We start from the raw sequence: 22,767 nt of genomic DNA on the forward strand, positions 1-22,767 counted from the left end.
TTCAGGCAATAAGTATTTTAATTTTTTGATTATAAAATTTCCTGAACGACCTTATATAAAGGCTGCAGAAGAAATATAAGGTAAGGAGAATGATGACTTTACTATGCTGGTTTACGCTAATTAAACTATCGTTGCTAATAAACCAATAGAAAACAAAAACACTGATAAACAAACCGAATGTAGATAAGCTGCCTAAAGCGTTGTCAAAGATCGAATATTTTTTATGCTTTCTTTTGCGGATCCATATTTTCGTATACACATAAAGGTTGACGAGAATAAAACATAAAAAAATCGCCGCCATCATTGGTTTTGTATTAAAAGCTGATCTTGTACTACTCCAATAAATACAGGCGCAAAGCATTAGATTAACGATATTTGCCAATAAACCCGGCCATTTGAACGAATCGGTGAGTTCATTTAAAAAATGTTTTGCCTGGTTTTGGTTGATCTGCTTTTGATAAAGTTCTTCCTCCGCTTTAATTTGATTAAAACTTCCAAAATCGTCATTAATAATTTTGGCAAGCAGTGCGGTACTGTAAACCTCATCTCTATCTTCGAGCGCATTTACCATATGATCATAAACCTCGTTATAGGTTTCAATATATTTTGGTGCATCAAAAATATAATCCTTAATTTCCTTATGCTGCTGATTTGTTAATATCATTTAAATTGCCGGTTTTAAGTTTAACAATAACTGTAACTGGGCAATAAAATCTTTAGCTTCCTGCAGTTTATTTACGACTTCTTTTTCTCCATCTTTAGATAAGGAATAATATTTCCTCACCCTGTTATCAACCACCTCTGTTGTCGTTTCCAATAAACCTTCTGCCTCTAATTTATGCAAGGCGGGATATAATGCACCCTCTTTTAACATTAACTCGCCCTGCGTAATGGATTTTACTTTTTGAGTAATCTCATAACCATACATCTTCTCATTCTCTGATAAAAGATTTAAAATGATCGTTTGTAAAGTACCTTTAAATAGTTCGTTATTAACTGCCATAAATCAAATATATGCATTTTTACATACATAGGAAAATTATGTATGTAAAATTTATATTAATATCTTCCTTGAGGTAATATTATAAACTTAGAGTTGTGACCTTTGAGTTTGTCGAATGACATGCAATAACAGCTCTAAAGCATTTCGACAAGCTCAACGTGACAAAATTTTAGGGGAACAAAATTTATGACGCGGGCTGCATACAAAAAAGCCCCTTCAAGATTTAACTTGAAGAGGCTTAACATATTCTCTGGAATTTCAGCTTATTTAAGCATCAATTTTCGCATATTTTGCATTACGCTCAATAAATTCTCTACGTGGAGCAACTTCATCACCCATTAACATGGAGAAAGTATGATCACATTCTGCAGCACTTTCTATCGTAGCCTGTAATAAGGTACGTGTAGCCGGATTTAAAGTGGTTTCCCACAATTGTTCTGCGTTCATCTCACCCAAACCTTTATAACGCTGGATGTGAACGCTATCTTCCTTACCTGCACCTTTTAAACGCTGAACAGCTGCATCGCGCTGCACATCCGTCCAGCAATATTCGAACTCTTTACCTTTTTTAACCTGATAAAGTGGCGGAGAAGCAATATATACATATCCGGCTTCGATTAAGGCTCTCATATAACGGTAGAAGAAGGTTAAAATCAACGTGGTAATGTGCGACCCGTCGATATCCGCATCCGTCATGATTACAATTTTATGGTAACGCAGTTTGGTTAAATTTAAAGCTTTATTATCTTCAGGTGTACCAATACTTACGCCAATAGCAGTAAACATGTTTTTGATCTCGTCGTTTTCGTAGATTTTGTGCTCCATCGCTTTCTCCACGTTCAAAATTTTACCTTTTAGAGGTAAAATGGCCTGAATGTTACGATCGCGACCTTGTTTAGCGGTACCACCCGCTGAGTCACCCTCTACCAGGTAAATTTCACATCTTTCGGGATCACTGTCAGAACAATCGGCAAGTTTACCAGGTAAACCCGAGCCGCCCATTACGCTCTTACGCTGGACCATTTCGCGCGCTTTACGTGCTGCCGCACGTGCAGTAGCTGCCAGGATTACCTTATTGATAATCATTTTAGCCTCTTTAGGGTTTTCTTCGAGATAGTTACCCAAAGCCTCTCCTACGGCAACATCAACAGATCCCATTACCTCACTGTTACCCAGTTTGGTTTTGGTTTGCCCTTCAAATTGTGGTTCTTGTACTTTTACCGAAACAACAGCGGTTAAACCCTCCCTGAAGTCGTCACCGGTGATTTCCATTTTTACGTTCTTTAATAAACCTTCCTTATCGGCATAGTTTTTTAAAGTACGGGTTAAACCCCTGCGGAAACCGGCAATATGTGTACCACCTTCGTGGGTATTGATGTTGTTTACATAAGAGTGTACATTTTCTGAATAACTATCGTTATACTGGAATGCCAGCTCTACCGGAACACCGTTTTTAATGCCTTCGATATAAATCGGCTCCGCCAAAATAGAGGTACGGGTATCATCCAAAAAGGCTACAAACTCTTTTAAACCACCTTCTGAGTGGAAAGTTTCCGAAAAGAAAGAACCATCTTCCAGTTTCTCACGTTCATCGGTTAACGTTAATTTAATCCCTTTATTTAAGAAAGACAGCTCGCGTAAACGACCGGCCAGAGTATCGTATTTATATTCGGTAGTTTGGGTGAAAATAGTTTCATCCGGAGTAAATGTTACAATTGTACCACGTTTATCAGTAGTTCCAACTTCTTTTACATCATACTGCGGAACACCAATTTTATATTCCTGCATCCAGATCTTACCTTCGCGGTGAACTTCTGCCTTTAAATGTGTAGACAAGGCGTTAACACAGCTTACTCCCACCCCGTGCAAACCGCCGGAAACTTTGTAAGTATCTTTATCAAATTTACCACCGGCGTGTAAAACCGTCATAACGATTTCCAATGCCGATTTATTTTCTTTTGTATTGATCCCGGTTGGAATACCACGTCCGTTATCTTCAACCCTGATGGAGTTACCTTCTAAAATCCTAACGTCGATGGTATCTGCATGACCGGCCAAAGCCTCATCAATAGAGTTATCTACAACCTCGTAAACCAAATGGTGTAAACCTTTAACACCAGTATCACCTATATACATTGAAGGGCGCTTACGCACCGCTTCTAAACCTTCTAAAACCTGTATATTATCTGCCGAATAATTTGACTTTAAATCCTGTTCTTCGCTCATATTTTAATTAAAAACAATAAGTATCAAAAATACGCAAATTTTGGCATTTAAACTAATATGTGGATAAGTTTTGGCCTGTTAAAAGATTGACACAAAAGCCACTCCTGCTGAATTAAAAGGGGTTTGAAAAGCAAAACCTTTATTCCAATCCAAGCCTTCGGCCGCTTTACATAACTCCCGACTTTACGTCGGGATTCATTTTGGGTTTAGGTGGCTAAAATAATGGTAAATATGAATAGATTATTTACCAAACGTTCGTATGGAACGAAAAAAACGTTGCATTTTTTTTTCTACCGGGGAATCGTCCCTAACGGGACGTTTGATAAAACAATTTGACTCACATGGTAGTAAATCGCTAAGTTTTTTTGACCACAGATGCACACAGATAAACACGGATTTTTATCGCTGTGTGCTTCCTTCTTATCCACTCAAGATCGGAACAAACGATGGTAATTCTCTCTCGATTACGTCCCGAAGGGGCGTTTTATTACAAATCAACAAATTGCCTGTCATTGCAGTGAAAATCGTTAAGGATTTTTTGGCCACAGATGCACACAGATAAACACGGATTTTTATAGCTGTGTAACGATGGTGATTCTCTCTCGATTCCGTCCCGTAGGAGCGTTTTATTATAAATCAACAAATTGCCTATCATTGCAGTGAAAATCGTTAAGGTTTTTTTTGGTCACAGATGCACACAAAATAAACACGGATTTTTATAGCTGTGTATACTCTTTTTATCTCCATAAAAATCAGGACAAGAGGTGGGTATTTTTCTCTCGATTCGGTCCCGTAGGGACGATTGCTGGGTAGCCAATTGTTAAATTGGCGTTTTTGTTCCGTAGGAACGTTTGGTGTTTCGAAATCTGCTATTGCCACCCCGCAACCCCAAATAGTAGCACCGGCCGTGCCACCTAAACCCGATGGAAGCGAGCATGAAATAAAGCGGACAGCGGGAATAATAACCGTTTGAAATTGGAACTTTGCTTTTCAAATCATCTGTATCAGATTGGGGCTCCGGTGTTAGGCACTTAGCATTGAGTAAATTAAACGTCAAACGCAATTCGCCAAACGTAAAAGCACCTTTGTACTGCGATACGCTTTTCTTTAAATTGCATATCAAAACTAATTTATATAAGTTTGCTAAAATTTATTAAACAATAATGGAAAGAAGAACCTTTAAAACCTTTGGTTTACTTGCAACAGCAACTTTAATAACTGCTTTGTCGGCATGCCAGAACAAAGACACTAAAACTACTGAAACGAAAAAAACAGAGAGTACTACGGCAGCGGTTTCTCCAACCGAGAAAATTGTATATGTAAACTCTGATTCGTTGCTTACAAAATATGAATACTTCAAAGACCTTAAAGTGAAATTTGAAGGAAAGACCAAAAATGCACAGGCAGATATGCAGGCAAAAGGTCAGGCTTTTCAAAGAGAAGTTGCCCAGTATCAACAATCAGCTTCAACTTTATCGGCCGATCAGCGTAAAAGCACTGAAGAGCGTTTAGCACGTAAACAACAGGAACTACAAACTTATCAACAAAATGCGGGTGGTGCTTTGCAGAATGAGCAGGCAACAGAAAACGAAAAACTTTATGATAAAGTTGCCGAATATTTAAAAGGTTATGCGAAGGAAAAAGGTTATAAAATGGTTTTAACTTACTCAAAAGGTAACAGTGCTATTTTATTTGCCGACGAAAGCTTAGATGTAACATCGGAAGTAATTAAAGGCTTAAACGCAGAATACAGCAAAAAATAAGCTAAAAGATATTTAAATGAAGATGCCCCGCACTAAATCGGGGCATTTTTTTTGTGCTATAATTTTGGATAAATTAATAACCGGCTATTAAACTTAACAAAATGAACATAGAGAAACAACACCAGGAATATATGCAGATGGCCATCGATTTATCGGTACAAAATGTTAGTGAAAGCATTGGCGGACCATTTGGAGCAGTAGTGGTAAAAGACGGGAAACTGATTGCAAAATCGGCAAACAAAGTAACCTCAACCAACGATCCTACGGCACATGCAGAAGTTTCGGCCATTAGGCTGGCATGTACCGAGTTGAATACTTTTGATTTAAGCGGTTGCGTAATCTATACCAGTTGCGAGCCCTGCCCCATGTGTTTAGGCGCCATTTACTGGGCCAGGATTGAAACCATTTATTACGCGAACACCAAAGCTGATGCTGAACATATTGGTTTTAGCGATAAGTTTATTTACGAGGAACTGGATAAACCAATGGAAAAAAGAAGTCTTAAGGTGATTCAGTTGATGCGCGATGAAGCTTTGGCGGCTTTTAAATTATGGGAAACCTCGGCAATGCGGATTGATTATTAAGAAGTTTAAAGTATAATAAAAGGACCGTCATCTCAACTGGAACTTAGTGAAAAGAAGAGATCTGTTATAGATTTCTCGACTGCGTTAAACTCCGTTCGAAATGACGATCACTCTTGTTAATATTACTTATTTACTTGATTCTTTAGCAGCCAACAAGCCAACCATGGCATCTATTTCTTTCACCACACCATCATCAGTGCCAGAAAAACCTACTGCTTTGAACCTGATATTCCCATCACCATCTATCACAAACTTTGTTGGGATACCATCAACTTTATAAGCGCTTACTACATCAAATTTTGATGGATCTTTGGCATTTTTGGTATCATAAAGCACGTTAAAATTATATTTCTTTTGGGCAATAAAATCAGTTACCAGTTTTTCCCTGTTATCTTCCGTTTGCCAGGTGTTTACGAAAATAAATACCACATTAGGATTGTTAGCATATTTCGCCATCGCTTTTTGCATGCCCGGAAAAGAGGCTACACATGGACCGCACCAGGTTGCCCAGTAATCTAAAATCACTATTTTTCCTTTTAAACTGGCCAAACTAACCGTTTCGCCCTTTAAATTAACTAAAGAGAATGCCGGTGCAGGAGTATTGATCATTTTTTTTGTCCACTCTGCCCTTTCTTTTTCCAACGCTGCTTTTTCTAAGTTGGCAATATAGCTTTCGTAAGTTCCTTCTTTCTTTAAAGTGGTATACAACCTTTTAAAATCAGCTTTTAGCGAATCAGTGGCCTTACCATCTTTGATTAATTTTTCGGATTCGATATATGCTTTATCATTTTGTCCTTCTTTAATCAGGTAGGTGATATAACGGCTCGATACATCCGGCGGTATTGCAGTGTATGATTTTAGTGCTCTTTCCTGTACTGCCAATGCATCTTTAGAATTACCCTGACGGTAAAGTAATAAAGCATAAGTATCGGCATACATGCCATAAGATTGATCCAATGATTTTATAAAAGCCTCTTTTGAAGAGAAATAGGCTGGTACCTCATCATTTTTTGCTTCTTCTATCAGGCTTAGTGATTGTTTTGAAAGTTTTGTAGCTACCTCTACATTTTCATTTTTCTCTGCTGATGGCCAGGCAAAAGAATTGTACAAATTTGCCCTCGTTTGTTTATTGCTCACTTTATTTGCATACAGCTCAAATTTTTCGGTATTTTTTGCCTGTATACTAGCGTTCGCCAATATGCCATAGATGGCATTTAACTTATCGGCATCTGCTTTTTTTCCGGCATCGAATTTAAATTTGGGAATCATATCCGTTGCTTTCTGCTCTTGTGCTGCAAAATCCTTAGTACCGTAAAGGGCATTCATATCTTCTCCCCAGGCATAATTACCGGTTGGATATTTTTTCAACAGGATTGTTTTTACTGAATCAGACTGAGCTTTTTTCTTCAACAACGAGTATAAACCTACAATACCGCTCAGATCATCTTCTTTAGGATCTTTTATTTTAGATAGCCTCGCAATATTTTCATTGATCAGTTTTGTGCCATTTTCTTTATCTGCTTTATACTCAAGCGATAGATATTGGTTTAAATTTTTCTTTTTCAACTCTGGCTTTAAAGCAAATGCCTGTTTGTAATTGGCAATGGCTTTTTCAGGATCGCTGGTTAATCCGAGATAATAATTCCCTGCCAATCCATATAAAAAAGCTTTGTTCAGATAGGCCTCTGCAGGCACTTTTCCAGCCTTTGTAAATTCCAGAATATAACCGTCAGGCGCTTCATCCTTTTTATCGTCAACCGAAAAGGCTAGTCCAACAAGTGTTACACTATCAGCGGTAGAAATTTCTCCCTTGTAAATAGCACCTTCTTTAACCAGGTCTATTTTGGCATTTTTAGGATTTGTTCTTGAAAAAAAAGTAAAGCCGGTACATTTTATGTCCGTTAAGTTTTCGAGATTGGTGCCTTTGGGGTCGTAAGTAAAGGTAACTTTGCTTCCTGCCGCAGGTTTATCGGCCGAAAACTTCACACCCTGTGCATTTGCCGTTCCCACAGCTAGCGCAGATAAAAAGAATAATTTCAAGGTTTTCATAATGAAAGAATTAGGTTTAAATTAGGTGAACTAAATATATAGTTTAATATTGGATTTTCATAATAAATTTACATTAAATTTTAAGGAATAATTATTGCAGGAGAATAAACATGACCTATGAGCAAAAAATAAATAGTGAGCTGGATTTCTGGAAGTTCAAAACCTTACAAAAACCTTCTCTTTTAAGTAAGGTGACGGATAAAGTGCAGAAAAAAATTAACAGCTATATCCCCGATAAGGTTCATAATGCCATTACAACCGCCATTAAACAAATGGTAAAGGCCGTACTTTTTGGCTCAACCTTTACCACTTCGAAACCGGTTATTAACTTAACACTGCTGCACCGCGAGGCCCTGGTTAAACAAAAAATTGATAATTATAAAAAAACCGGCGCTGCCGAAGGCGGAATTACAGGCGCAGGAGGCTTTTTAATGAGCCTTGCCGACTTTCCATTGTTATTGGGCATAAAAATGAAAATGCTTTTTGATATTGCCGCCGTTTATGGATACGATGTTAAAGATTACCGCGAGCGTTTATACATCTTACATATTTTTCAATTGGCCTTTTCAAGCAAGGAAGAAAGCCAGAATGTATTTTTCAAGATGCAAAACTGGGATGATAAGGCACATGAGTTGCCCACAAATATCGATGAATTCGACTGGCTAACCTTCCAGCAGCAGTACCGTGATTACATCGACCTGGCAAAACTGGCACAGATGCTTCCTTTTGTTGGCGCAGCAGTTGGTGCAGTTGCTAATTATAAACTGATCGAAAAACTGGGCAAAACCGCTATGATGAGTTATAGAATGAGGCACTTCAGTTTGCAGTACGCAGTTACCAGTTCGCAGGAAACTGAAAACCGGAAACTGAAAACCGGAAACTAATCTTCTTCCTCAAACATTCCGCCAATCAGGTCATCGGTTTCGCGGCGGTCTTTCTTCGTTGGTCGGCCTGTACCCCTATCCCGTTTTAAGCTCGGTGCATGGAACATCGATTTAAAGGCATGCGTATCTTCAACAGGTGTTAAATCCTTATATTTAGTTAGGGCAGTTGGCGAATCGGTTCGGTTATACGAAAGTTCTACCACCTCGATAATTTTCTTCTCAATCCCTTTCGAAACCTGGTAAACATCACCAACTTTTACAATGGCCGAAGGTTTAATATTCTGCCCTTTCAGTTTCACCCTTCCGGCTTTACAGGCATCAGTAGCCAGGCTACGGGTTTTAAATAACCTTATCGCCCATAAATATTTATCGATCCGAAGTTTTTCTGTCTCTGTCATAAAGGTGCAAAAATAAAGAATTGTTAAATTGTTTTATTGCTTTATTATTAAATCGTTACCTACAACAATCTCTAAAATGTTTTTACACTGGCAGCAATTTCAACAATCTAACAATCTTTTACACTACACGGAACAAAACAATTTAAACAATTAGCCTTTTAATAAACAAAAATTGATTTATTTTGCGTAAAATTTAAAAACATCATGTATTCAGATTTAAAGAAATTAATTGAAGCCGCCTGGGAAGACAGAACCCTTTTACAATATAGCAACTATTGCGAAGCCATCGAAACCGTAATTCAGGGTTTGGATAAAGGCGAAATCCGTGTTGCCGAACCAGTTTTAAACTCCTGGGGCATTAATGAATGGGTAAAAAAGGCTGTAATTTTATATTTCCCGATCCGCGAGATGAAAGAAATTAAAAGCGGTCCATTTGTTTACCATGATAAAATGGAATTAAAAACCGATTACAAAGCAACTGGCGTTCGCGTTGTGCCTATGGCAAGCGCACGTTATGGTTCGTTTTTGGCAAAAGGTGTAATCATGATGCCATCGTACGTAAACATTGGCGCTTATGTTGATGAAGGTACCATGGTTGATACCTGGGCTACCGTTGGTTCTTGTGCACAAATTGGTAAACGCGTTCACCTAAGTGGTGGTGTGGGTATTGGTGGTGTTTTAGAACCTGTACAGGCCGCTCCTGTAATTATCGAAGATGACGCTTTCTTAGGTTCGAGAGCCATTGTGGTAGAAGGTGTAAAAGTAGAAAGAGAAGCGGTACTTGGAGCTAATGTGGTATTAACTGCATCGACCAAAATTATCGATGTTACCGGCCCAACTCCTGTTGAATACAAAGGTGTTGTTCCTGCACGTTCGGTAGTAATTCCTGGTAGCTATACCAAAAAATTCCCTGCCGGCGAATTTCAGGTACCATGTGCTTTAATTATCGGAAAACGTAAAGAAAGTACTGATAAAAAAACTTCACTTAACGATGCGTTGAGGGAAAATAATGTAGCAGTTTAAGCTGAAAGCAAAAAGGTGAAAGCTGAAAGCGAAACTCATAATCATAAAGCCGAAAGTACTGAACTTGAGCGATCAAGCTTTGGTCTTTCGGCTTTAAGCTTTAGGCTTAGAATAGGATACGATGGCAAACGTGCCGCTAATAACTTAACCGGACTGGGCAATTACAGCCGGTCGTTAATTGAGCATCTGGCCGTTCAGTTTCCTCAAAATCAGTACCTGGTTTATTCTCCGAAAGTAAAGCCGGCCAAACAGATCGATGCGTTTTTTGAAAAAGAAAATATCGAACTCAAGTTACCCCAAAACGGAAGTTTTCTCTGGCGAAGCCTGAATATCCTTAAAGACCTTGTTCGTGATGAAGTTCAGATTTATCACGGCCTGAGCCATGAAATACCTTTAGCCATACAGCACACCAGAATTAAATCAATCGTTACCATTCACGACCTGATTTTCCTGCGTTTCCCACAATACTACAAATTTATCGACCGGAAATTATACGAGTGGAAAAGCAAGTCTGCCTGTAAACGTGCCAATAAAATTATTGCCATCAGCGAAAAAACAAAGGAAGATATTATTGATTTATACGGAATTAGTCCTGAAAAAATTGAAGTGATTTACCAGAGCTGTGATGACAGTTTTAAAACGCCTTTCGCTACAGAAACCTTAAGTCGCATCAGGGCCACTTACAAACTGCCAGATAAGTACATTCTTAATGTGGGCACTATTGAAGAGCGGAAGAATTTAAAATTGGCAGTCCAGGCTTTAAAAGAGGTAGATGAAGAATATAAATTAGTGGTGATAGGCAAACAAACAGCTTATTTTAAAACCGTCGAAAAAGAAATCGAAAAACTTGGCCTTAAAAACAGGGTTATATTTTTGAAAAACATTCCATTTGCCGATCTGCCGGGTATATATCAAATGGCTAATATTTTTGTTTATCCTTCATTTTACGAAGGTTTCGGCATTCCCATTATCGAAGCATTGTATTCGGGCATTCCGGTGGTTGCAGCTACAGGTTCGTGCCTGGAGGAAGCTGGCGGGCCGAATAGTTTATATGTTTCGCCAACCGACGCTACTGGACTGGCAAAAGCCATTAACCAGATTATTGAAAACCCGCAGCTCCAGAGAGAGATGAAAGAAAAAGGATTGGAATTTGTTCAAAAATTTAACAGCGCCCTTGTAACGCAGCAATTGATGGATTGTTATCAAGCCCTTTAAATTAAAACTTCTATTGAACTTCTTGTTTTTACCACAGTCTAGTCAAATTTAAACCTGACATTCGCGGAAAGCCCGCATCCCGATTTTTCATCGGGAGAGGACTTGCAGCATTGGCAGGACTAACGATTAACAGCAGCACTGCCCCTGCTTTTCAAAATATTAAAAACCAGATTTTTCAGCTTCAGCATCTATTTATACCCCCTAGATTCTTTAAAAAAGAAAAAGGGCCGGAATTTATTTAAAAATTCAACAGCCCTTTCTGTTATCTTAACCTTAAAACTTATTTAGCAGCAGTTACATTTGGTGGATATTGTGCTAATATTTCTTTTACGCCTGTATATAAACGTTGTTCTCTTTTATTAAAGTTATCGAGGTTAAAACCTGATCCCTGTCCGTGCCAGAATAAAATCTTTTTAGCAGGATCCAGAAAGTCGATAATGATTGTACCGTCGATATATTGGTTTACATAGGTACCGCCGCCCCAGCCTCCTCGCCAGCCGCCCCAGCCCCAGCCCCAGCCACCGTAGTAAGCAGGACCATAAACATCAGTTTTTTCTCTTGCAACAACTACCAGGTTAACCAGTAAATCAGGCTTTGCCGACTTAGTAAATCCTTTGGCATTCATTTCTGCCTCAACAGCAGCCAGTAACCTGCGCTTATCAAGGTTGTTTAACTTAACACGCTCTATTCCTTTATCGTAAAAGTTGTAAGTTTTGTAACCGCTTAAATCAACATTTTTATCATAATCTGATGCGGTGCGGAGTGTTGTACATCCGGCTAATGCCAATACCACTGTAAAAAGCATTAATAATTTTTGTGCTGTTCTCATTTTGTGCGCTGTTGTATAAATAACCTGACATAAATATAACGATTTCGAAAATCAAATGGAAATCATTTAACATTTTTTACAATCAGATTGTTATCTGTACAACGATTTCTATTTCATAATGTTTTGACGCTATGTTACTCAGCGTAAATATTTTACAATCGGATTAAATCTCCTGCCTGGCATAGGGCGGATACTCCTGTAAAATTTGTTTAACAGCCAGATTTATCCTTTGTTCCCTGTTTTCATAATCATCAAAATTAAATCCCGATCCTATTCCATGCCACATAATTGCCTTTGTTTCGGGATTTAAAAAATCGATAATAATGGTGCCGTTCTGGTATTGGTTATTGGTACCTAAAGGTCCAAATTGTGATTCTTTCCATTGATAAGACGAAGCTGTTGCATCCCATTGGTAACCGCCACCACTATAACCCCAATCGGCCCTTGTATTAGTATTGACCAGCACTACCACATTGATTAAAAAATCGGGGCGATCCGATTTTGTAAAGCCCTTTTTTAGCACAGCGCTTTCAACCGCTTCCAACATTCGCGGTTTATCGAGGTTGTTCAGTTCCAACCGGTCAATTCCTTTTTCGAAATAAGCAAAGGATTTTAACTTAGAAAAATCGATTTTTTTGTCGTAATCTGATGCAGTAAGCACAGTAATACAACTGGTAAATGCCATTACAATAGTAAACAGCATACCCCATTTCAGTGTGTGTTTCATTTTATGTTTTATTTAATAACCTATTACTAAAATACTAGTTTATTTTAGTAAAACACATATCTGGCATTAAATAAATGATAAAGAATAGATTACGTGTGTAAAATCAATATAGTTCTTTTATCTGGGCAACTATATTTTTAATATTTGTTGAACCTGTTAATGTATAATTGACAACATTATTATCTTTTTCCAAATCCCTTTTATTAGCTTTCCATTTAGAAATAAATGTGCCATGGCTAATTTTTTCATCGTTAGCATAAGCATCGGGTATTTTTAACTCTACTGGAAACTGATCAACATATTCAATATTTTCTAAGGTATAACTGTAAATATTTTCATTGTCGTATACTTGAAATATAATTCCAGGCAAGCCACCAAATTTCCATGGACCAATTTTAGTTAAATTGTCTCTTTTAAACCAAGCAATATATCTGCGCCCTCTAAAATCGGTTTCAGCTTTTGTACAGATTTCATTATTGATCTTTTTCTTTTCATTTGATATTTTCCAGTTAAAATTATTTAGCGTATCGAAAGCCAAGAACGTATTCTTTAGCCAGATATTTTCAGCATAAATAAGACCGGTACTATGGGTTGATTTCAAGATAAATGGCATACGTTTTAGATCATCAACTATTACCCTTTTAGTATTCGTTTCATCTTCAGCATAGGAAGAATCATTCTTTAAGCTTTTATTTACAACTGGCATTTCTAAAGACTTCCCATTGCAAAAGTATTGCTCCAATTTTATATCACTAGTTCTTCCATTTAGGTTTTCGATATTCCTATAATGAAAAATGATCTTTTTTTGGGCAACAACCACTTTAGACAGGCAAAAGAAAATCGTGATAACTATTATTTTTTTCATATTAATTTAGCGTTTGTTTAAAAATATGAAGTTGGGAGGGTAAAAACCGGAGATTAACATTATTTAACTTCCTCTTAATAGATTAACTTTGCAGGATGCTAAGAGATGAGATTAACAAAGCTTTTGAAGTATTAAAATCAGGCGGGGTTATCCTCTACCCTACCGACACCATTTGGGGTATAGGCTGCGATGCCACTAATCCCGAAGCGGTAGAAAAGGTGCTTAAAATAAAAAACCGTCCGGCTGAAAAAAGCCTGATTGTATTATTGGATGTAGACAGCAAACTGCAGGGCTATGTTACCGAAATACCGGATGTAGCTTATGATCTGATTGAATACGCAGAAAATCCTTTAACAATCATTTTTTCTGATGCAAAAAATCTCGCGCCGAACGTAATTAATGCAGATGGTAGTGTGGGGATCAGGATTGTTAAACACGACTTTTGCACGCCTCTCATCCAGCGTTTCAGAAAACCGATTGTTTCTACCTCAGCTAATTTAAGCGGGCAACCTTCTCCAAAATTCTTTGACGATATTGATCCGGCAATTATCGATGCCGTTGACTACGTGGTAGACTTTGAGCAGGAAAACCGGACCAGCAGAAAACCATCAACAATCATGAAACTTTCTCCCGGCGGGCAGTTTGAATTTATCCGCAGATAATTTTATTAATTTGTAATTATTATTGTCGACTGAAAATAACCAGGATCTCTTTAATCTTCTTAAAATAGCACGGCATAAGTAACCCATTCATGCAGCAACACCTACAACACCCTATATTTAAAACCTTATCATCAATAGCAGATAAGAGTAATACCGAAGCTTATGTAATCGGTGGCTTTGTACGCGATCTGTTTTTAAGCCGCCCGTCAAAAGATATCGATGTAGTTGTGGTAGGCAGCGGAATCGGATATGCTGAGGCTGTTGCCCGTAAATTAAATACCAAAGTAGCTGTATTTAAGAATTTTGGGACAGCCAATATCAAATACCAGGATTTAGAAGTCGAATTTGTAGGGGCCAGAAAAGAATCTTACCGTTCTGATTCGCGCAAGCCCATTGTTGAGGATGGCACTTTGGAAGACGACCAGCTCCGCAGGGATTTTACCATCAATGCACTGGCCATTAACTTAAATGCCGAACACTTTGGCGAGCTTTTAGATCCGTTTGACGGAATTAAAGATTTAGAAAATAAACTGATCCGCACACCGCTCGATCCGGAAATTACATTTTCCGATGATCCTTTGCGCATGATGCGGGCTATCCGTTTTGCATCACAGCTCAATTTTGATATCGATCCGGCAGCGCTTAATGCGATTAAAACACAGAAACAGCGCATCAGTATTGTTTCGAAAGAACGCATTACCGATGAGATGAATAAAATCATCCTGTCTAAAAAACCATCAGTAGGTTTTAAACATCTTTTTGATACAGGTTTATTGCACCTCATTTTCCCTCAAATGGCTCAGTTGTATGGTGTGGAAATTATTAAAGGCAAAGGTCATAAAGATAATTTTTACCATACTTTAGAAGTGCTCGACAATATCTGTGCTGATACCGACGATTTATGGTTGCGCTGGGCCGCCATTCTGCATGATATTGCCAAACCGGCCACCAAACGTTTTGAAGAAGGACACGGCTGGACATTTCACGGACATGAAGACCGTGGTGCACGGATGGTTCCGAAGATCTTTGCACAGTTAAAACTTCCATTAAATGAAAAAATGAAGTATGTGCAAAAACTGGTACAGCTTCACCTGCGTCCGATTGTTTTAGCACAGGAAACCGTAACCGATTCGGCTGTAAGAAGGTTGCTTTTTGATGCCGGCGAAGAAATTGAAAGCCTGATGTTACTATGTAATGCTGATGTAACCACCAAAAACGAGTACAAAAAAACAAAATACAGAAACAACTTTGAACTGGTAAAACAAAAGCTCAAAGATGTAGAAGAACGCGATAAAATCAGAAACTGGCAACCTCCTATTACTGGTAACAATATTATGGAAACTTTCGGGCTTGAAGCAGGAAAAGAAGTGGGCATTATTAAAAATGCCATCCGAGAAGCCATATTAGAAGGTGATATCAAAAACGACTATCAGGAAGCATTCGATTTTATGCTCAATCAGGCAAAACAAATGGGATTAAATCCTGTTAATAAATAATTTAATTGTCCCAGCCACAAAATCAGGATACCATTTATGGCATTTGATGTTTGTGGTAATTATAAATTAACTTTATTTTTACGGTTCCAAAATACAATAATGGCTATTTATAAATTTAGAATTACTTTCGAAGATTTTGATGATGTTGTGAGAGAGATCGACATTAAATCAAACCAAACATTTGAAGACCTGCACAGGGCTATCCACCGATCTACAGGTTATAATGCCGAAAAATCTTCGTCTTTTTACGTAAGCACCGATAATTGGTTAAAAGGTGATGAAATTGCTTATTTGCCCAGCGAACGTAAAAAAGACCGTGTAGTTTTAATGGAAAACTCCAAATTGAGCGGTTTTATCGAAGATCCGCATCAAAAATTTTACTATACCTATAATTTCGACCGCCCGTATGATTTTCATGTAGAACTGGTAAAAATCATTTTAGATGCCGATCCTAATATAGAGTACCCATTTTTAGCTAAAAGCAGTGGAGAAGCACCAAAAATTATGGAGCAGAACAGTCCACAGGCAGTTGATCCGAGAGGTGCTGCTGCAGCAGCAAGTGAATTCGATTTCCTAAACGAAATGAATTTTGTGCCCGAAGATACCGACGAGCTGGAAGCAATGGGCGAAATGGGAATTAATGAAGAAGAAAGGGATGAAGATGAGGAAAGTGAAGAAGACGAATTTGGCGACGAATTTTCAGACAGTGATAACTTTGACGATGATAGCCATAAAGACGACTATTAATCATAAATAATATTTTCATTTAAAAAAAAAGCTGTCAAATAAAATTGGCAGCTTTTATTTTATACCAATAACACCATGGTCCTTAAAAAAACCTTAATCTCCATTGTTGGCCCCACCGCAATAGGCAAAACGGCTTTAGCCATTCAAGTGGCCCAACATTTCGGGACAGAGATTATTTCAGCAGATTCACGTCAGTTTTTTAAGGAAATGGCCATAGGTACCGCCAAACCTGACGCAAAAGAATTAGTAGCAGCAAAACATCATTTTATCGATTCGCATTCTATCACGCAACTGTTCAGTACAGGCGATTTTGAGGTGGAGGGTTTAAAGAAACTCGAAGAAATTTTTGAAAAGCACGATACCGCCGTTATGGTTGGTGGATCTGGCCTGTATGTAAATGCCCTGCTAAATGGTTTGGATGAAATGCCAGACATTGATTTATCCGTCAGGGAAAAATTAAATAAACAGTTTGAGGCAGAAGGTTTAGCGGCAATCCAAAGTCAATTGGCCGCGCTAGATCCTGAATATTTTGCAAAAGTGGATCAGCAGAACCCACAGCGGATGATCAGGGGGCTGGAAGTTTTCCTTTCAACCGGTCAGAAACTTTCTTCTATGCTTTCGGCTACCAAAAAAGAAAGACCTTTCAACATTATTAAAATCGGCCTGAATACGGATAGGGCAGTTTTATACGATAGGATTAACAAAAGGGTTGATAAAATGATTACAGATGGATTAGTGGAAGAAGTAAGATCATTAACACTTTTTAAGCAGTATAATGCCTTAAATACAGTAGGCTATAGTGAAATTTTCGATTATTTTGATGGAAAGTCATCATTGGATGAAGCCATAGCGGCCATTAAACAGAATACCCGCCGTTTTGCAAAACGCCAGCTTACCTGGTTCAGGAGAGATGATGAGATTAACTGGTTTGAGCCGGAGGAAAAAGTTCATATTATTGACCTCATCAATGAAAGATTAAAATAAAAAAAGAGGTTTTAACTGTTAGTTAAAACCTCTTTCTAAAAATAAGATAACAGAATTAATTAGGAAATTTTACACCCCTATATTGTGTAATATCAATGGTTGGTACGGTAGAACCATATTTTGTGTTAATTGCATCAATAAATACATTAGCAATTACAGCATTTCCGCGTGGGGTTAAGTGGATACCATCCAAAGAGAAAGCGCCACCAGTAATAAATGCTGCGTTAATGCCAACTCCCTGAAGATTGATTCCGGTTTTAACCTGATTAAAATAAGCATAGGTATCGGCAATGGCTAAACCTTTACTTGTAGCTAAAGATTTTATGCTGCTGTTGTAGCTGTTTACATAATCTTTCACTTTAATTACTTCGTCTTTATCCAATACCCAGTTACTTGCAATCGGGTTTAATGGGTGTAAACCGTAAGGAATTGCACCCTGACCAAACAAACCAGCCGACTGGAACGGTAAACGGATTAAATCATCATCTGTTGCTGCCCTCACCGCACCTGTTCCGGTTTGAATGAAAACAGCCTGCGCAGCTGGGTTAGCAGCTTTAGCAGCAGCAAGTAATAACGACACTTTAACAGTATTAAAATACGGGATAGCTGTTACATCCGGAATGGTAGCCACAATACCTTTCTGACCACCAGCTGTTAAAGCATTTAACAAATTAGAATATAATGATGAAAACGTTACTTTATCTGTTAATACAGTAGTTGGATCACCAGTTACGGTAACTGCACCATTGGTGGCATAACCCAATACATCATTATTCCCTAACCAAAGTGAGAAAAAAGTATGGTTTCTGCCTTGAATGAACTGAAAATAGTTGGTTTTACCTACCTGAGCATCTGTTAGTAAACGCTCAAAATATGGATTAGCGGCGCTAAAAGTAAGCGTTGGGTCGAAAGATAAATCGACGCGCATACCTGGAATACCTAGATTCTGTACTTCACCCGAATATTTAAACAAACGACTATTTGTTGGCGCATCTCGCCAACCATTACCTAATACGGGAGTTAACGTTGGTGTACCATTTACTAAAGCAGTAAGTGAAATATATCCCGAACCGTTAGCTTGCGCATCAGTAAAAAACGGAGAGGTAAATGCTCCACCACCTACAGAAGCCATTTTTGCGGCAATTAAGTTTGGATAAGCTACTTTTTGTCCCTCTAAGTATAAACCACCATCAGCAAACCCCGAGGTTAAAGAGTTACCTACAGCGATGTATTTGCTAAAATTAGCTTGTCCGGCAGTTGTACCTGCTGGTGTTTCTATTTCTGGTTTGCAGGCTGCTGTAAAAAGAATGGCAGCAGCTACGAAACTATTTAATATATATTTCTTCATTGTAATTTCTCCTACCATTTATAAGTTAACGAAAGACCTGGTGCATAAACCAAAGTTTTAAAAGTACCATCCAAGCCAGTTTCGATATTTCTCTGTTTACGCGATTTCACATCTTCAAAGAAGAAAGAAGCGTTTACCTCGAAATGGCTGGTTGGTGTATAACCTATACCCGCACTTAAAATATAACGATCAGCATCTGGTGCTTCAGGTGTTACATAACCATCCTGAACAGGAGAAAAAGCGTAACCTACACCAGCCCTTAAAGCTAATTTCTCAGATGCCTGATGATTGATACCCAGTTTAAATGATGAACCATCGCGGTAGTTACGCGCCGATTTTGTATCGGCCAAAGCTGATGTATTGGTAGCATAATCAAATGCCAGTTCTTTATAAATATGCCATTGTACCCAACTGGCATCAAATGCCAAAACAGTACTTTTCGATAATGGAATACCTACACCTAAGCTGGTTGTTGCTGGTAAAGGTAATTCAGCATTAAAGGTATTGCCTGCCGGAAAGGATGATCTTAATGAATTTGGAACATCAAATTCGGCGGTACCACCATCTAATTTAGTAATCACTTTTGACTTGTGTACCAGTGCAAATGAGATGTTGCTAAGCGTTTTAATATACAAACCCGCATTCCATCCGTAACCTTTTCCGGTACCATCTAAAGTAACATGACCAGAACGTCCGTCAGGATAATTTACCGGCAGTGCTCTCTGAAGATTTACATCACCATGGTTATAAACAAAGCCTGCTCCAATACCAATGCGGTCAGTAATTTTAATACTTAAAGTTGGCTGAAAATAAATGGCCTTTAAATTTAGTGAGGTTAATGCATACTTACCTGACCAGTTATCGCCCCAATCTACCAAACCACCAAAAGGAGTATAAACCCCTAAACCCAGTTTCCACTTATTTGATTTTGGTCCCCAAACGGCATAAAACTCGAAAGGTGGAGCAATTTTATTTTTTACGTTTTCCGTGACGTTTGATCCGCTTTGCTTAAAAGCCGATTTAAACAATAGTGGGTTTACTCCTGCTGAAACTGAGTTTTTCTCTAAGAAAGTTACTGCACCGGGATTGTAAAATACAGAAGCCTCATCTAAAGCCAACGCAGAACCTGCACCAGCCATACCAATTTGTTTCTGACCTTGTAAATTAACCTGGAAACCCTGCCCCAAAACCCAAAGTGGGGCAGAAAGTAATACGCTCAATAAAATTTTTTTCATTTATAAATGGTTATATCACAAATATATACTATGCTAACATAGTAAACAAATATTTGTTTGTAAGAATTTTGATTGTCTTACGCTTGCGCAGTTGGTCCACCGAAGCCCATTGGAAAAGGCGGTTCTTCCTGCATTTTGATACGGCCATTTATATTTTCAAATTTCTGAATGTTGTCTTCCAATGCTGATAATAAACGTTTTGCGTGCTCAGGAGTTAAAATAATCCTTGATTTTACCTTTGCTTTAGGAATACCCGGCATTACGCGGATAAAATCCAACACAAATTCGGTATTGGAATGGGTAATAATCGCAAGGTTAGAAAAAATCCCCTCAGCAATTTCTTCTGATAATTCTATATTTAACTGGTTTTCGTTTTGTTGTTCTTCCATAAAACAAAACTAAGCGTTTTTATAAATAAAATATGAGTTATTTGAATATTTCAATAAGAGCTGTTTCCTTCTAATATTATTTGTTTAACAAAGGTTTAACACGTTGCAGCATTTCATCTGCAGTAACTTTAGATAAAGCTTTTATCTCAAAACTTTCTAAAGCTTTATTCAGTTCAGCAAGTGCTGCAGTATTCTTATTTTTAGCATATAACGATCTCAATTGCCGTATTTTCTCAAAATCCTGCCCTCCTTCAATCAATTTCTCAAATCTTACAGATGATAAGGGACCAGGATAAACCTGATAGGTATCGCCAGCAGGCCAGGCTGTAAAACGGGTATCGGTTAACGGATTTTTTGTCCAGCTGTTATAGGCCCAGCGCAAATAGCCATCCATATTTTTATTAGCTGTGTACCAGCCCATCCATACCTGTTCTGCAGGTGAAGAAAAACTAAATGCATTTGGATAAGGCTCGGTACAACAAGTATACCAGGTGCTTATTTTGCCTTCTTTATTTCGTTTCTGCAGTATATCTGCTGGGAATTCCCATTTAGAGGCAATGCAATAATTATCAATATCTGCTTCGATTTCCTGATGATATTCTCCTGCAAGTGCAATTTTCCAATTTAAATCCACACTTTTTAATAATTTAATTACTGCCTGCATGGCTTTCATCGGGCGTTCATCCATCGCGATATAGGTTTTAGAGAACCAGTTTTTTGCTTTCAGATGTTTGGTAAAATCGGCAAGCATATTTTTCCAAAATGTATTATATCCAGGTGTTCCGATAGCTTCAGTAAAAACGGCTTCCTTTTGAGCAGCTTCGTCCCAATAGCTAAAAGCAATTTTCCATGGCACCATACTGTAGCAGTTAATTCGTTCATTAATGCCGGTTGTCATCACAAAAGTTATATATTTATCAAACAGGCTGTAATCATAAACCCAGGTGCCGTCTTTTTTCCTTGTCCACTTGATTAAACTTGGGTAATCATCGTAAGTTTGATGCCCCCAGGGCTCGTTTACAATACTCGCTGTAATGGTTTTCTGCCCGGCATTGGCTAACATGGTGTAATAAGGTTTTATAAGGTCAAAATGTTCGTCACTCCATAATTTCACCTGATGTGCACGGGCAATGGCGGCCGGATGTTGCCATAAATCAAGATCATATTTCCATTGAGCCGGCGCAGGCAAAGTTTTATTGAGCACCTCGATACTTATAGGCAGGTTATACTCTCTTTCACCTTTTACTTTAACAGTTCCTATGTAATTTCCGACTTTTGCACCTGCAGGAATTTTTATACTTAACCAAACAGGCTGTGTATTTTTGGCTTCGAGGTTAATGCTGAGTGTTTTGGTATCGATCAAATCAGCCACATAAGATGAATCGAAATCTGAAGCTTTGCGGTAACCACAACCATCTCTGAATTCATCAGTGATTACATATTTAAGAAATCCTGAACTAATATTTTCTTTTTTAATGAGATTACCTTTTTGATCTTTCAGATCGGAAAACTTGATACTGATATTTGAATTTTTAGTATTAGTCCAAAGCAACAATTGGGTATGGATTTTTTCTCCTTTCCAGGCTTTTGCACTCCACGCATTTTGAAGGGAACCTGCAGGTGGCACTTCTCTGGTAAACCTGATATTGCTATTCGCAAAACCGGCATTCAATCTTCCGGTAACTTTATTCCACTCCTGGTTTACTGCTGCAGCGTCAGGTAGCTTTGTTTTTTGAAGGGTTAAACTTACATCCTGGGCACCGGCAGACAAGGCACAACCCAGTATTAAAATGGCTGATAAAAACTTCATAAACCTAAAGTAATTAAACCTTAGTGAATAAAATTAAAGGCATAGCCAGCAATTTCTGCGCAAACGTTTGATAAACTGTAACGAAATGGATAGGTAGTAGATAAAGATTAACCTGGATATTAAGGGTATTTATTTTTTTTGATAGCGAAGTTTATATTTTTGGCATTCACTATTATACAAATTCAAAAAAAATTATTTAATCATAAAATTCACAATGCCTATTACCGAACCGATAATGGCTAAAAACTGAATTAATCCAACAACATAAATGGTTTTCTGCATATTCGAGATATCTTCTTTAGTAGCCAAAACTTCCCGCTTGTTGTCGAACTCAGATTTTACTTCAGCTTTAACAAAAGAAACCAACTGCTCTGCTTCCTGTTCGCCTAGCTTAGCCTTTAAAATCTGAAAGAGTTGGATTTCAGTAACACTCATGAGTTCACCTTTTATTATTTATTAAAGTTACAAAATCTATTCCAAACAAAAAAACCCCGACAAAATGCCGGGGTTTTAAACTATTTAGATTAAAT

At 38.0% G+C, this 22,767-nt stretch carries 22 protein-coding genes; 9 read left to right on the plus strand and 13 right to left on the minus strand.

Annotation, left to right across the window (positions count from 1 at the left end; genetic code table 11):
• Position 1: 1 nt before the first annotated feature.
• From DRW42_RS08885 to gyrB, 3 genes are all read right to left on the minus strand, one after another.
• Positions 2 to 664, minus strand: a complete 663-nt coding sequence (locus DRW42_RS08885; RefSeq protein WP_113948480.1) for a hypothetical protein — start codon at positions 662 to 664, stop codon at positions 2 to 4.
• Positions 665 to 1,003, minus strand: a complete 339-nt coding sequence (locus DRW42_RS08890) for a PadR family transcriptional regulator (RefSeq protein WP_113948481.1) — start codon at positions 1,001 to 1,003, stop codon at positions 665 to 667. It abuts the gene before it with no gap.
• 267 nt (positions 1,004 to 1,270) lie between these two features.
• Positions 1,271 to 3,229 carry a DNA topoisomerase (ATP-hydrolyzing) subunit B gene (gene gyrB, locus DRW42_RS08895; RefSeq protein WP_113948482.1) on the minus strand — a complete coding sequence of 653 codons (1,959 nt, stop codon included), beginning with the start codon at positions 3,227 to 3,229 and terminating at the stop codon, positions 1,271 to 1,273.
• Between the two features lie 1,163 nt (positions 3,230 to 4,392).
• Between gyrB and DRW42_RS08900 the strand changes: the two genes are divergently transcribed.
• Positions 4,393 to 4,992, plus strand: coding sequence for an OmpH/Skp family outer membrane protein (locus DRW42_RS08900; RefSeq protein ID WP_113948483.1), 600 nt, complete (start codon positions 4,393 to 4,395; stop codon positions 4,990 to 4,992).
• A gap of 101 nt (positions 4,993 to 5,093) precedes the next feature.
• Complete coding sequence (locus DRW42_RS08905) at positions 5,094 to 5,576, plus strand: nucleoside deaminase (protein WP_113948484.1); 483 nt, start codon at positions 5,094 to 5,096, stop codon at positions 5,574 to 5,576.
• Between the two features lie 126 nt (positions 5,577 to 5,702).
• Here DRW42_RS08905 and DRW42_RS08910 read toward each other — a convergent pair whose 3' ends face one another.
• Positions 5,703 to 7,625, minus strand: a complete 1,923-nt coding sequence (locus tag DRW42_RS08910) for a TlpA family protein disulfide reductase (protein WP_113948485.1) — start codon at positions 7,623 to 7,625, stop codon at positions 5,703 to 5,705.
• A 110-nt stretch (positions 7,626 to 7,735) separates the two neighbouring features.
• On the opposite strand from DRW42_RS08910, the gene DRW42_RS08915 reads away from it, so the two are divergent.
• On the plus strand, positions 7,736 to 8,509 hold the full coding sequence (locus tag DRW42_RS08915; RefSeq protein WP_113948486.1) for an EcsC family protein: 774 nt from the start codon (positions 7,736 to 7,738) through the stop codon (positions 8,507 to 8,509).
• On the opposite strand, the gene DRW42_RS08920 is transcribed toward DRW42_RS08915, so the two are convergent.
• Positions 8,506 to 8,907, minus strand: coding sequence for an RNA-binding S4 domain-containing protein (locus DRW42_RS08920; protein ID WP_113948487.1), 402 nt, complete (start codon positions 8,905 to 8,907; stop codon positions 8,506 to 8,508). The genes DRW42_RS08915 and DRW42_RS08920 overlap by 4 nt on opposite strands.
• A gap of 204 nt (positions 8,908 to 9,111) precedes the next feature.
• Here DRW42_RS08920 and DRW42_RS08925 point away from each other — a divergent pair, with 204 nt between their 5' ends.
• Positions 9,112 to 9,930, plus strand: a complete 819-nt coding sequence (locus DRW42_RS08925; protein ID WP_207908365.1) for a 2,3,4,5-tetrahydropyridine-2,6-dicarboxylate N-succinyltransferase — start codon at positions 9,112 to 9,114, stop codon at positions 9,928 to 9,930.
• A 15-nt stretch (positions 9,931 to 9,945) separates the two neighbouring features.
• On the plus strand, positions 9,946 to 11,145 hold the full coding sequence (locus DRW42_RS08930; protein ID WP_113948489.1) for a glycosyltransferase family 4 protein: 1,200 nt from the start codon (positions 9,946 to 9,948) through the stop codon (positions 11,143 to 11,145).
• 280 nt (positions 11,146 to 11,425) lie between these two features.
• On the opposite strand, the gene DRW42_RS08935 is transcribed toward DRW42_RS08930, so the two are convergent.
• The 3 genes from DRW42_RS08935 to DRW42_RS08945 form a co-directional block, all read right to left on the minus strand.
• Entirely contained in the window at positions 11,426 to 11,974 is a 549-nt protein-coding gene (locus DRW42_RS08935) for a DUF4136 domain-containing protein (protein WP_113948490.1), read from the minus strand.
• Between the two features lie 163 nt (positions 11,975 to 12,137).
• Positions 12,138 to 12,701 carry a DUF4136 domain-containing protein gene (locus DRW42_RS08940; RefSeq protein ID WP_113948491.1) on the minus strand — a complete coding sequence of 188 codons (564 nt, stop codon included), beginning with the start codon at positions 12,699 to 12,701 and terminating at the stop codon, positions 12,138 to 12,140.
• Positions 12,702 to 12,804: 103 nt separating this feature from the next.
• The gene (locus DRW42_RS08945) at positions 12,805 to 13,566 is read right to left on the minus strand and encodes a GLPGLI family protein (protein WP_113948492.1); all 762 of its coding nucleotides are present in this window, start codon (positions 13,564 to 13,566) and stop codon (positions 12,805 to 12,807) included.
• A 95-nt stretch (positions 13,567 to 13,661) separates the two neighbouring features.
• Between DRW42_RS08945 and DRW42_RS08950 the strand changes: the two genes are divergently transcribed.
• The 4 genes from DRW42_RS08950 (at position 13,662) to miaA (ending at position 17,455) form a co-directional block, all read left to right on the plus strand.
• Entirely contained in the window at positions 13,662 to 14,228 is a 567-nt protein-coding gene (locus DRW42_RS08950) for an L-threonylcarbamoyladenylate synthase (RefSeq protein WP_113948493.1), read from the plus strand.
• Between the two features lie 89 nt (positions 14,229 to 14,317).
• Complete coding sequence (locus DRW42_RS08955; RefSeq protein WP_113948494.1) at positions 14,318 to 15,724, plus strand: CCA tRNA nucleotidyltransferase; 1,407 nt, start codon at positions 14,318 to 14,320, stop codon at positions 15,722 to 15,724.
• A gap of 99 nt (positions 15,725 to 15,823) precedes the next feature.
• Positions 15,824 to 16,471, plus strand: a complete 648-nt coding sequence (locus DRW42_RS08960; protein WP_113948560.1) for an IS1096 element passenger TnpR family protein — start codon at positions 15,824 to 15,826, stop codon at positions 16,469 to 16,471.
• A gap of 75 nt (positions 16,472 to 16,546) precedes the next feature.
• Positions 16,547 to 17,455 carry a tRNA (adenosine(37)-N6)-dimethylallyltransferase MiaA gene (gene miaA, locus DRW42_RS08965; protein WP_113948495.1) on the plus strand — a complete coding sequence of 303 codons (909 nt, stop codon included), beginning with the start codon at positions 16,547 to 16,549 and terminating at the stop codon, positions 17,453 to 17,455.
• A gap of 55 nt (positions 17,456 to 17,510) precedes the next feature.
• On the opposite strand, the gene DRW42_RS08970 is transcribed toward miaA, so the two are convergent.
• The 5 genes from DRW42_RS08970 to DRW42_RS08990 form a co-directional block, all read right to left on the minus strand.
• Positions 17,511 to 18,803: an SGNH/GDSL hydrolase family protein gene (locus DRW42_RS08970; RefSeq protein ID WP_113948561.1), complete on the minus strand. Its 1,293-nt coding sequence runs from the start codon at positions 18,801 to 18,803 to the stop codon at positions 17,511 to 17,513.
• Positions 18,804 to 18,814: 11 nt separating this feature from the next.
• Positions 18,815 to 20,038, minus strand: a complete 1,224-nt coding sequence (locus DRW42_RS08975; protein ID WP_113948496.1) for an OmpP1/FadL family transporter — start codon at positions 20,036 to 20,038, stop codon at positions 18,815 to 18,817.
• Positions 20,039 to 20,115: 77 nt separating this feature from the next.
• The gene (locus tag DRW42_RS08980; protein WP_113948497.1) at positions 20,116 to 20,427 is read right to left on the minus strand and encodes a DUF3467 domain-containing protein; all 312 of its coding nucleotides are present in this window, start codon (positions 20,425 to 20,427) and stop codon (positions 20,116 to 20,118) included.
• Between the two features lie 76 nt (positions 20,428 to 20,503).
• Complete coding sequence (locus tag DRW42_RS08985) at positions 20,504 to 22,237, minus strand: glycoside hydrolase domain-containing protein (RefSeq protein WP_113948498.1); 1,734 nt, start codon at positions 22,235 to 22,237, stop codon at positions 20,504 to 20,506.
• A gap of 192 nt (positions 22,238 to 22,429) precedes the next feature.
• Complete coding sequence (locus tag DRW42_RS08990; RefSeq protein ID WP_113948499.1) at positions 22,430 to 22,672, minus strand: hypothetical protein; 243 nt, start codon at positions 22,670 to 22,672, stop codon at positions 22,430 to 22,432.
• Positions 22,673 to 22,767: the final 95 nt, after the last annotated feature.

Origin of the sequence: Pedobacter miscanthi (assembly GCF_003315595.1) — a bacterium.
GTDB classification, from domain to species: domain Bacteria; phylum Bacteroidota; class Bacteroidia; order Sphingobacteriales; family Sphingobacteriaceae; genus Pedobacter; species Pedobacter miscanthi.

What these genes read in the sequence shown, in the direction of transcription:
- DRW42_RS08885 (WP_113948480.1), bottom strand. Translation starts at nt 664, where the DNA reads ATGATATTAACAAATCAGCAGCATAAGGAAATTAAGGATTATATTTTT.
- DRW42_RS08890 (WP_113948481.1), bottom strand. Translation starts at nt 1,003, where the DNA reads ATGGCAGTTAATAACGAACTATTTAAAGGTACTTTACAAACGATCATT.
- gyrB (WP_113948482.1), bottom strand. Translation starts at nt 3,229, where the DNA reads ATGAGCGAAGAACAGGATTTAAAGTCAAATTATTCGGCAGATAATATA.
- DRW42_RS08900 (WP_113948483.1), top strand. Translation starts at nt 4,393, where the DNA reads ATGGAAAGAAGAACCTTTAAAACCTTTGGTTTACTTGCAACAGCAACT.
- DRW42_RS08905 (WP_113948484.1), top strand. Translation starts at nt 5,094, where the DNA reads ATGAACATAGAGAAACAACACCAGGAATATATGCAGATGGCCATCGAT.
- DRW42_RS08910 (WP_113948485.1), bottom strand. Translation starts at nt 7,625, where the DNA reads ATGAAAACCTTGAAATTATTCTTTTTATCTGCGCTAGCTGTGGGAACG.
- DRW42_RS08915 (WP_113948486.1), top strand. Translation starts at nt 7,736, where the DNA reads ATGACCTATGAGCAAAAAATAAATAGTGAGCTGGATTTCTGGAAGTTC.
- DRW42_RS08920 (WP_113948487.1), bottom strand. Translation starts at nt 8,907, where the DNA reads ATGACAGAGACAGAAAAACTTCGGATCGATAAATATTTATGGGCGATA.
- DRW42_RS08925 (WP_207908365.1), top strand. Translation starts at nt 9,112, where the DNA reads ATGTATTCAGATTTAAAGAAATTAATTGAAGCCGCCTGGGAAGACAGA.
- DRW42_RS08935 (WP_113948490.1), bottom strand. Translation starts at nt 11,974, where the DNA reads ATGAGAACAGCACAAAAATTATTAATGCTTTTTACAGTGGTATTGGCA.
- DRW42_RS08940 (WP_113948491.1), bottom strand. Translation starts at nt 12,701, where the DNA reads ATGAAACACACACTGAAATGGGGTATGCTGTTTACTATTGTAATGGCA.
- DRW42_RS08945 (WP_113948492.1), bottom strand. Translation starts at nt 13,566, where the DNA reads ATGAAAAAAATAATAGTTATCACGATTTTCTTTTGCCTGTCTAAAGTG.
- DRW42_RS08950 (WP_113948493.1), top strand. Translation starts at nt 13,662, where the DNA reads ATGCTAAGAGATGAGATTAACAAAGCTTTTGAAGTATTAAAATCAGGC.
- DRW42_RS08955 (WP_113948494.1), top strand. Translation starts at nt 14,318, where the DNA reads ATGCAGCAACACCTACAACACCCTATATTTAAAACCTTATCATCAATA.
- DRW42_RS08960 (WP_113948560.1), top strand. Translation starts at nt 15,824, where the DNA reads ATGGCTATTTATAAATTTAGAATTACTTTCGAAGATTTTGATGATGTT.
- miaA (WP_113948495.1), top strand. Translation starts at nt 16,547, where the DNA reads ATGGTCCTTAAAAAAACCTTAATCTCCATTGTTGGCCCCACCGCAATA.
- DRW42_RS08970 (WP_113948561.1), bottom strand. Translation starts at nt 18,803, where the DNA reads ATGAAGAAATATATATTAAATAGTTTCGTAGCTGCTGCCATTCTTTTT.
- DRW42_RS08975 (WP_113948496.1), bottom strand. Translation starts at nt 20,038, where the DNA reads ATGAAAAAAATTTTATTGAGCGTATTACTTTCTGCCCCACTTTGGGTT.
- DRW42_RS08980 (WP_113948497.1), bottom strand. Translation starts at nt 20,427, where the DNA reads ATGGAAGAACAACAAAACGAAAACCAGTTAAATATAGAATTATCAGAA.
- DRW42_RS08985 (WP_113948498.1), bottom strand. Translation starts at nt 22,237, where the DNA reads ATGAAGTTTTTATCAGCCATTTTAATACTGGGTTGTGCCTTGTCTGCC.
- DRW42_RS08990 (WP_113948499.1), bottom strand. Translation starts at nt 22,672, where the DNA reads ATGAGTGTTACTGAAATCCAACTCTTTCAGATTTTAAAGGCTAAGCTA.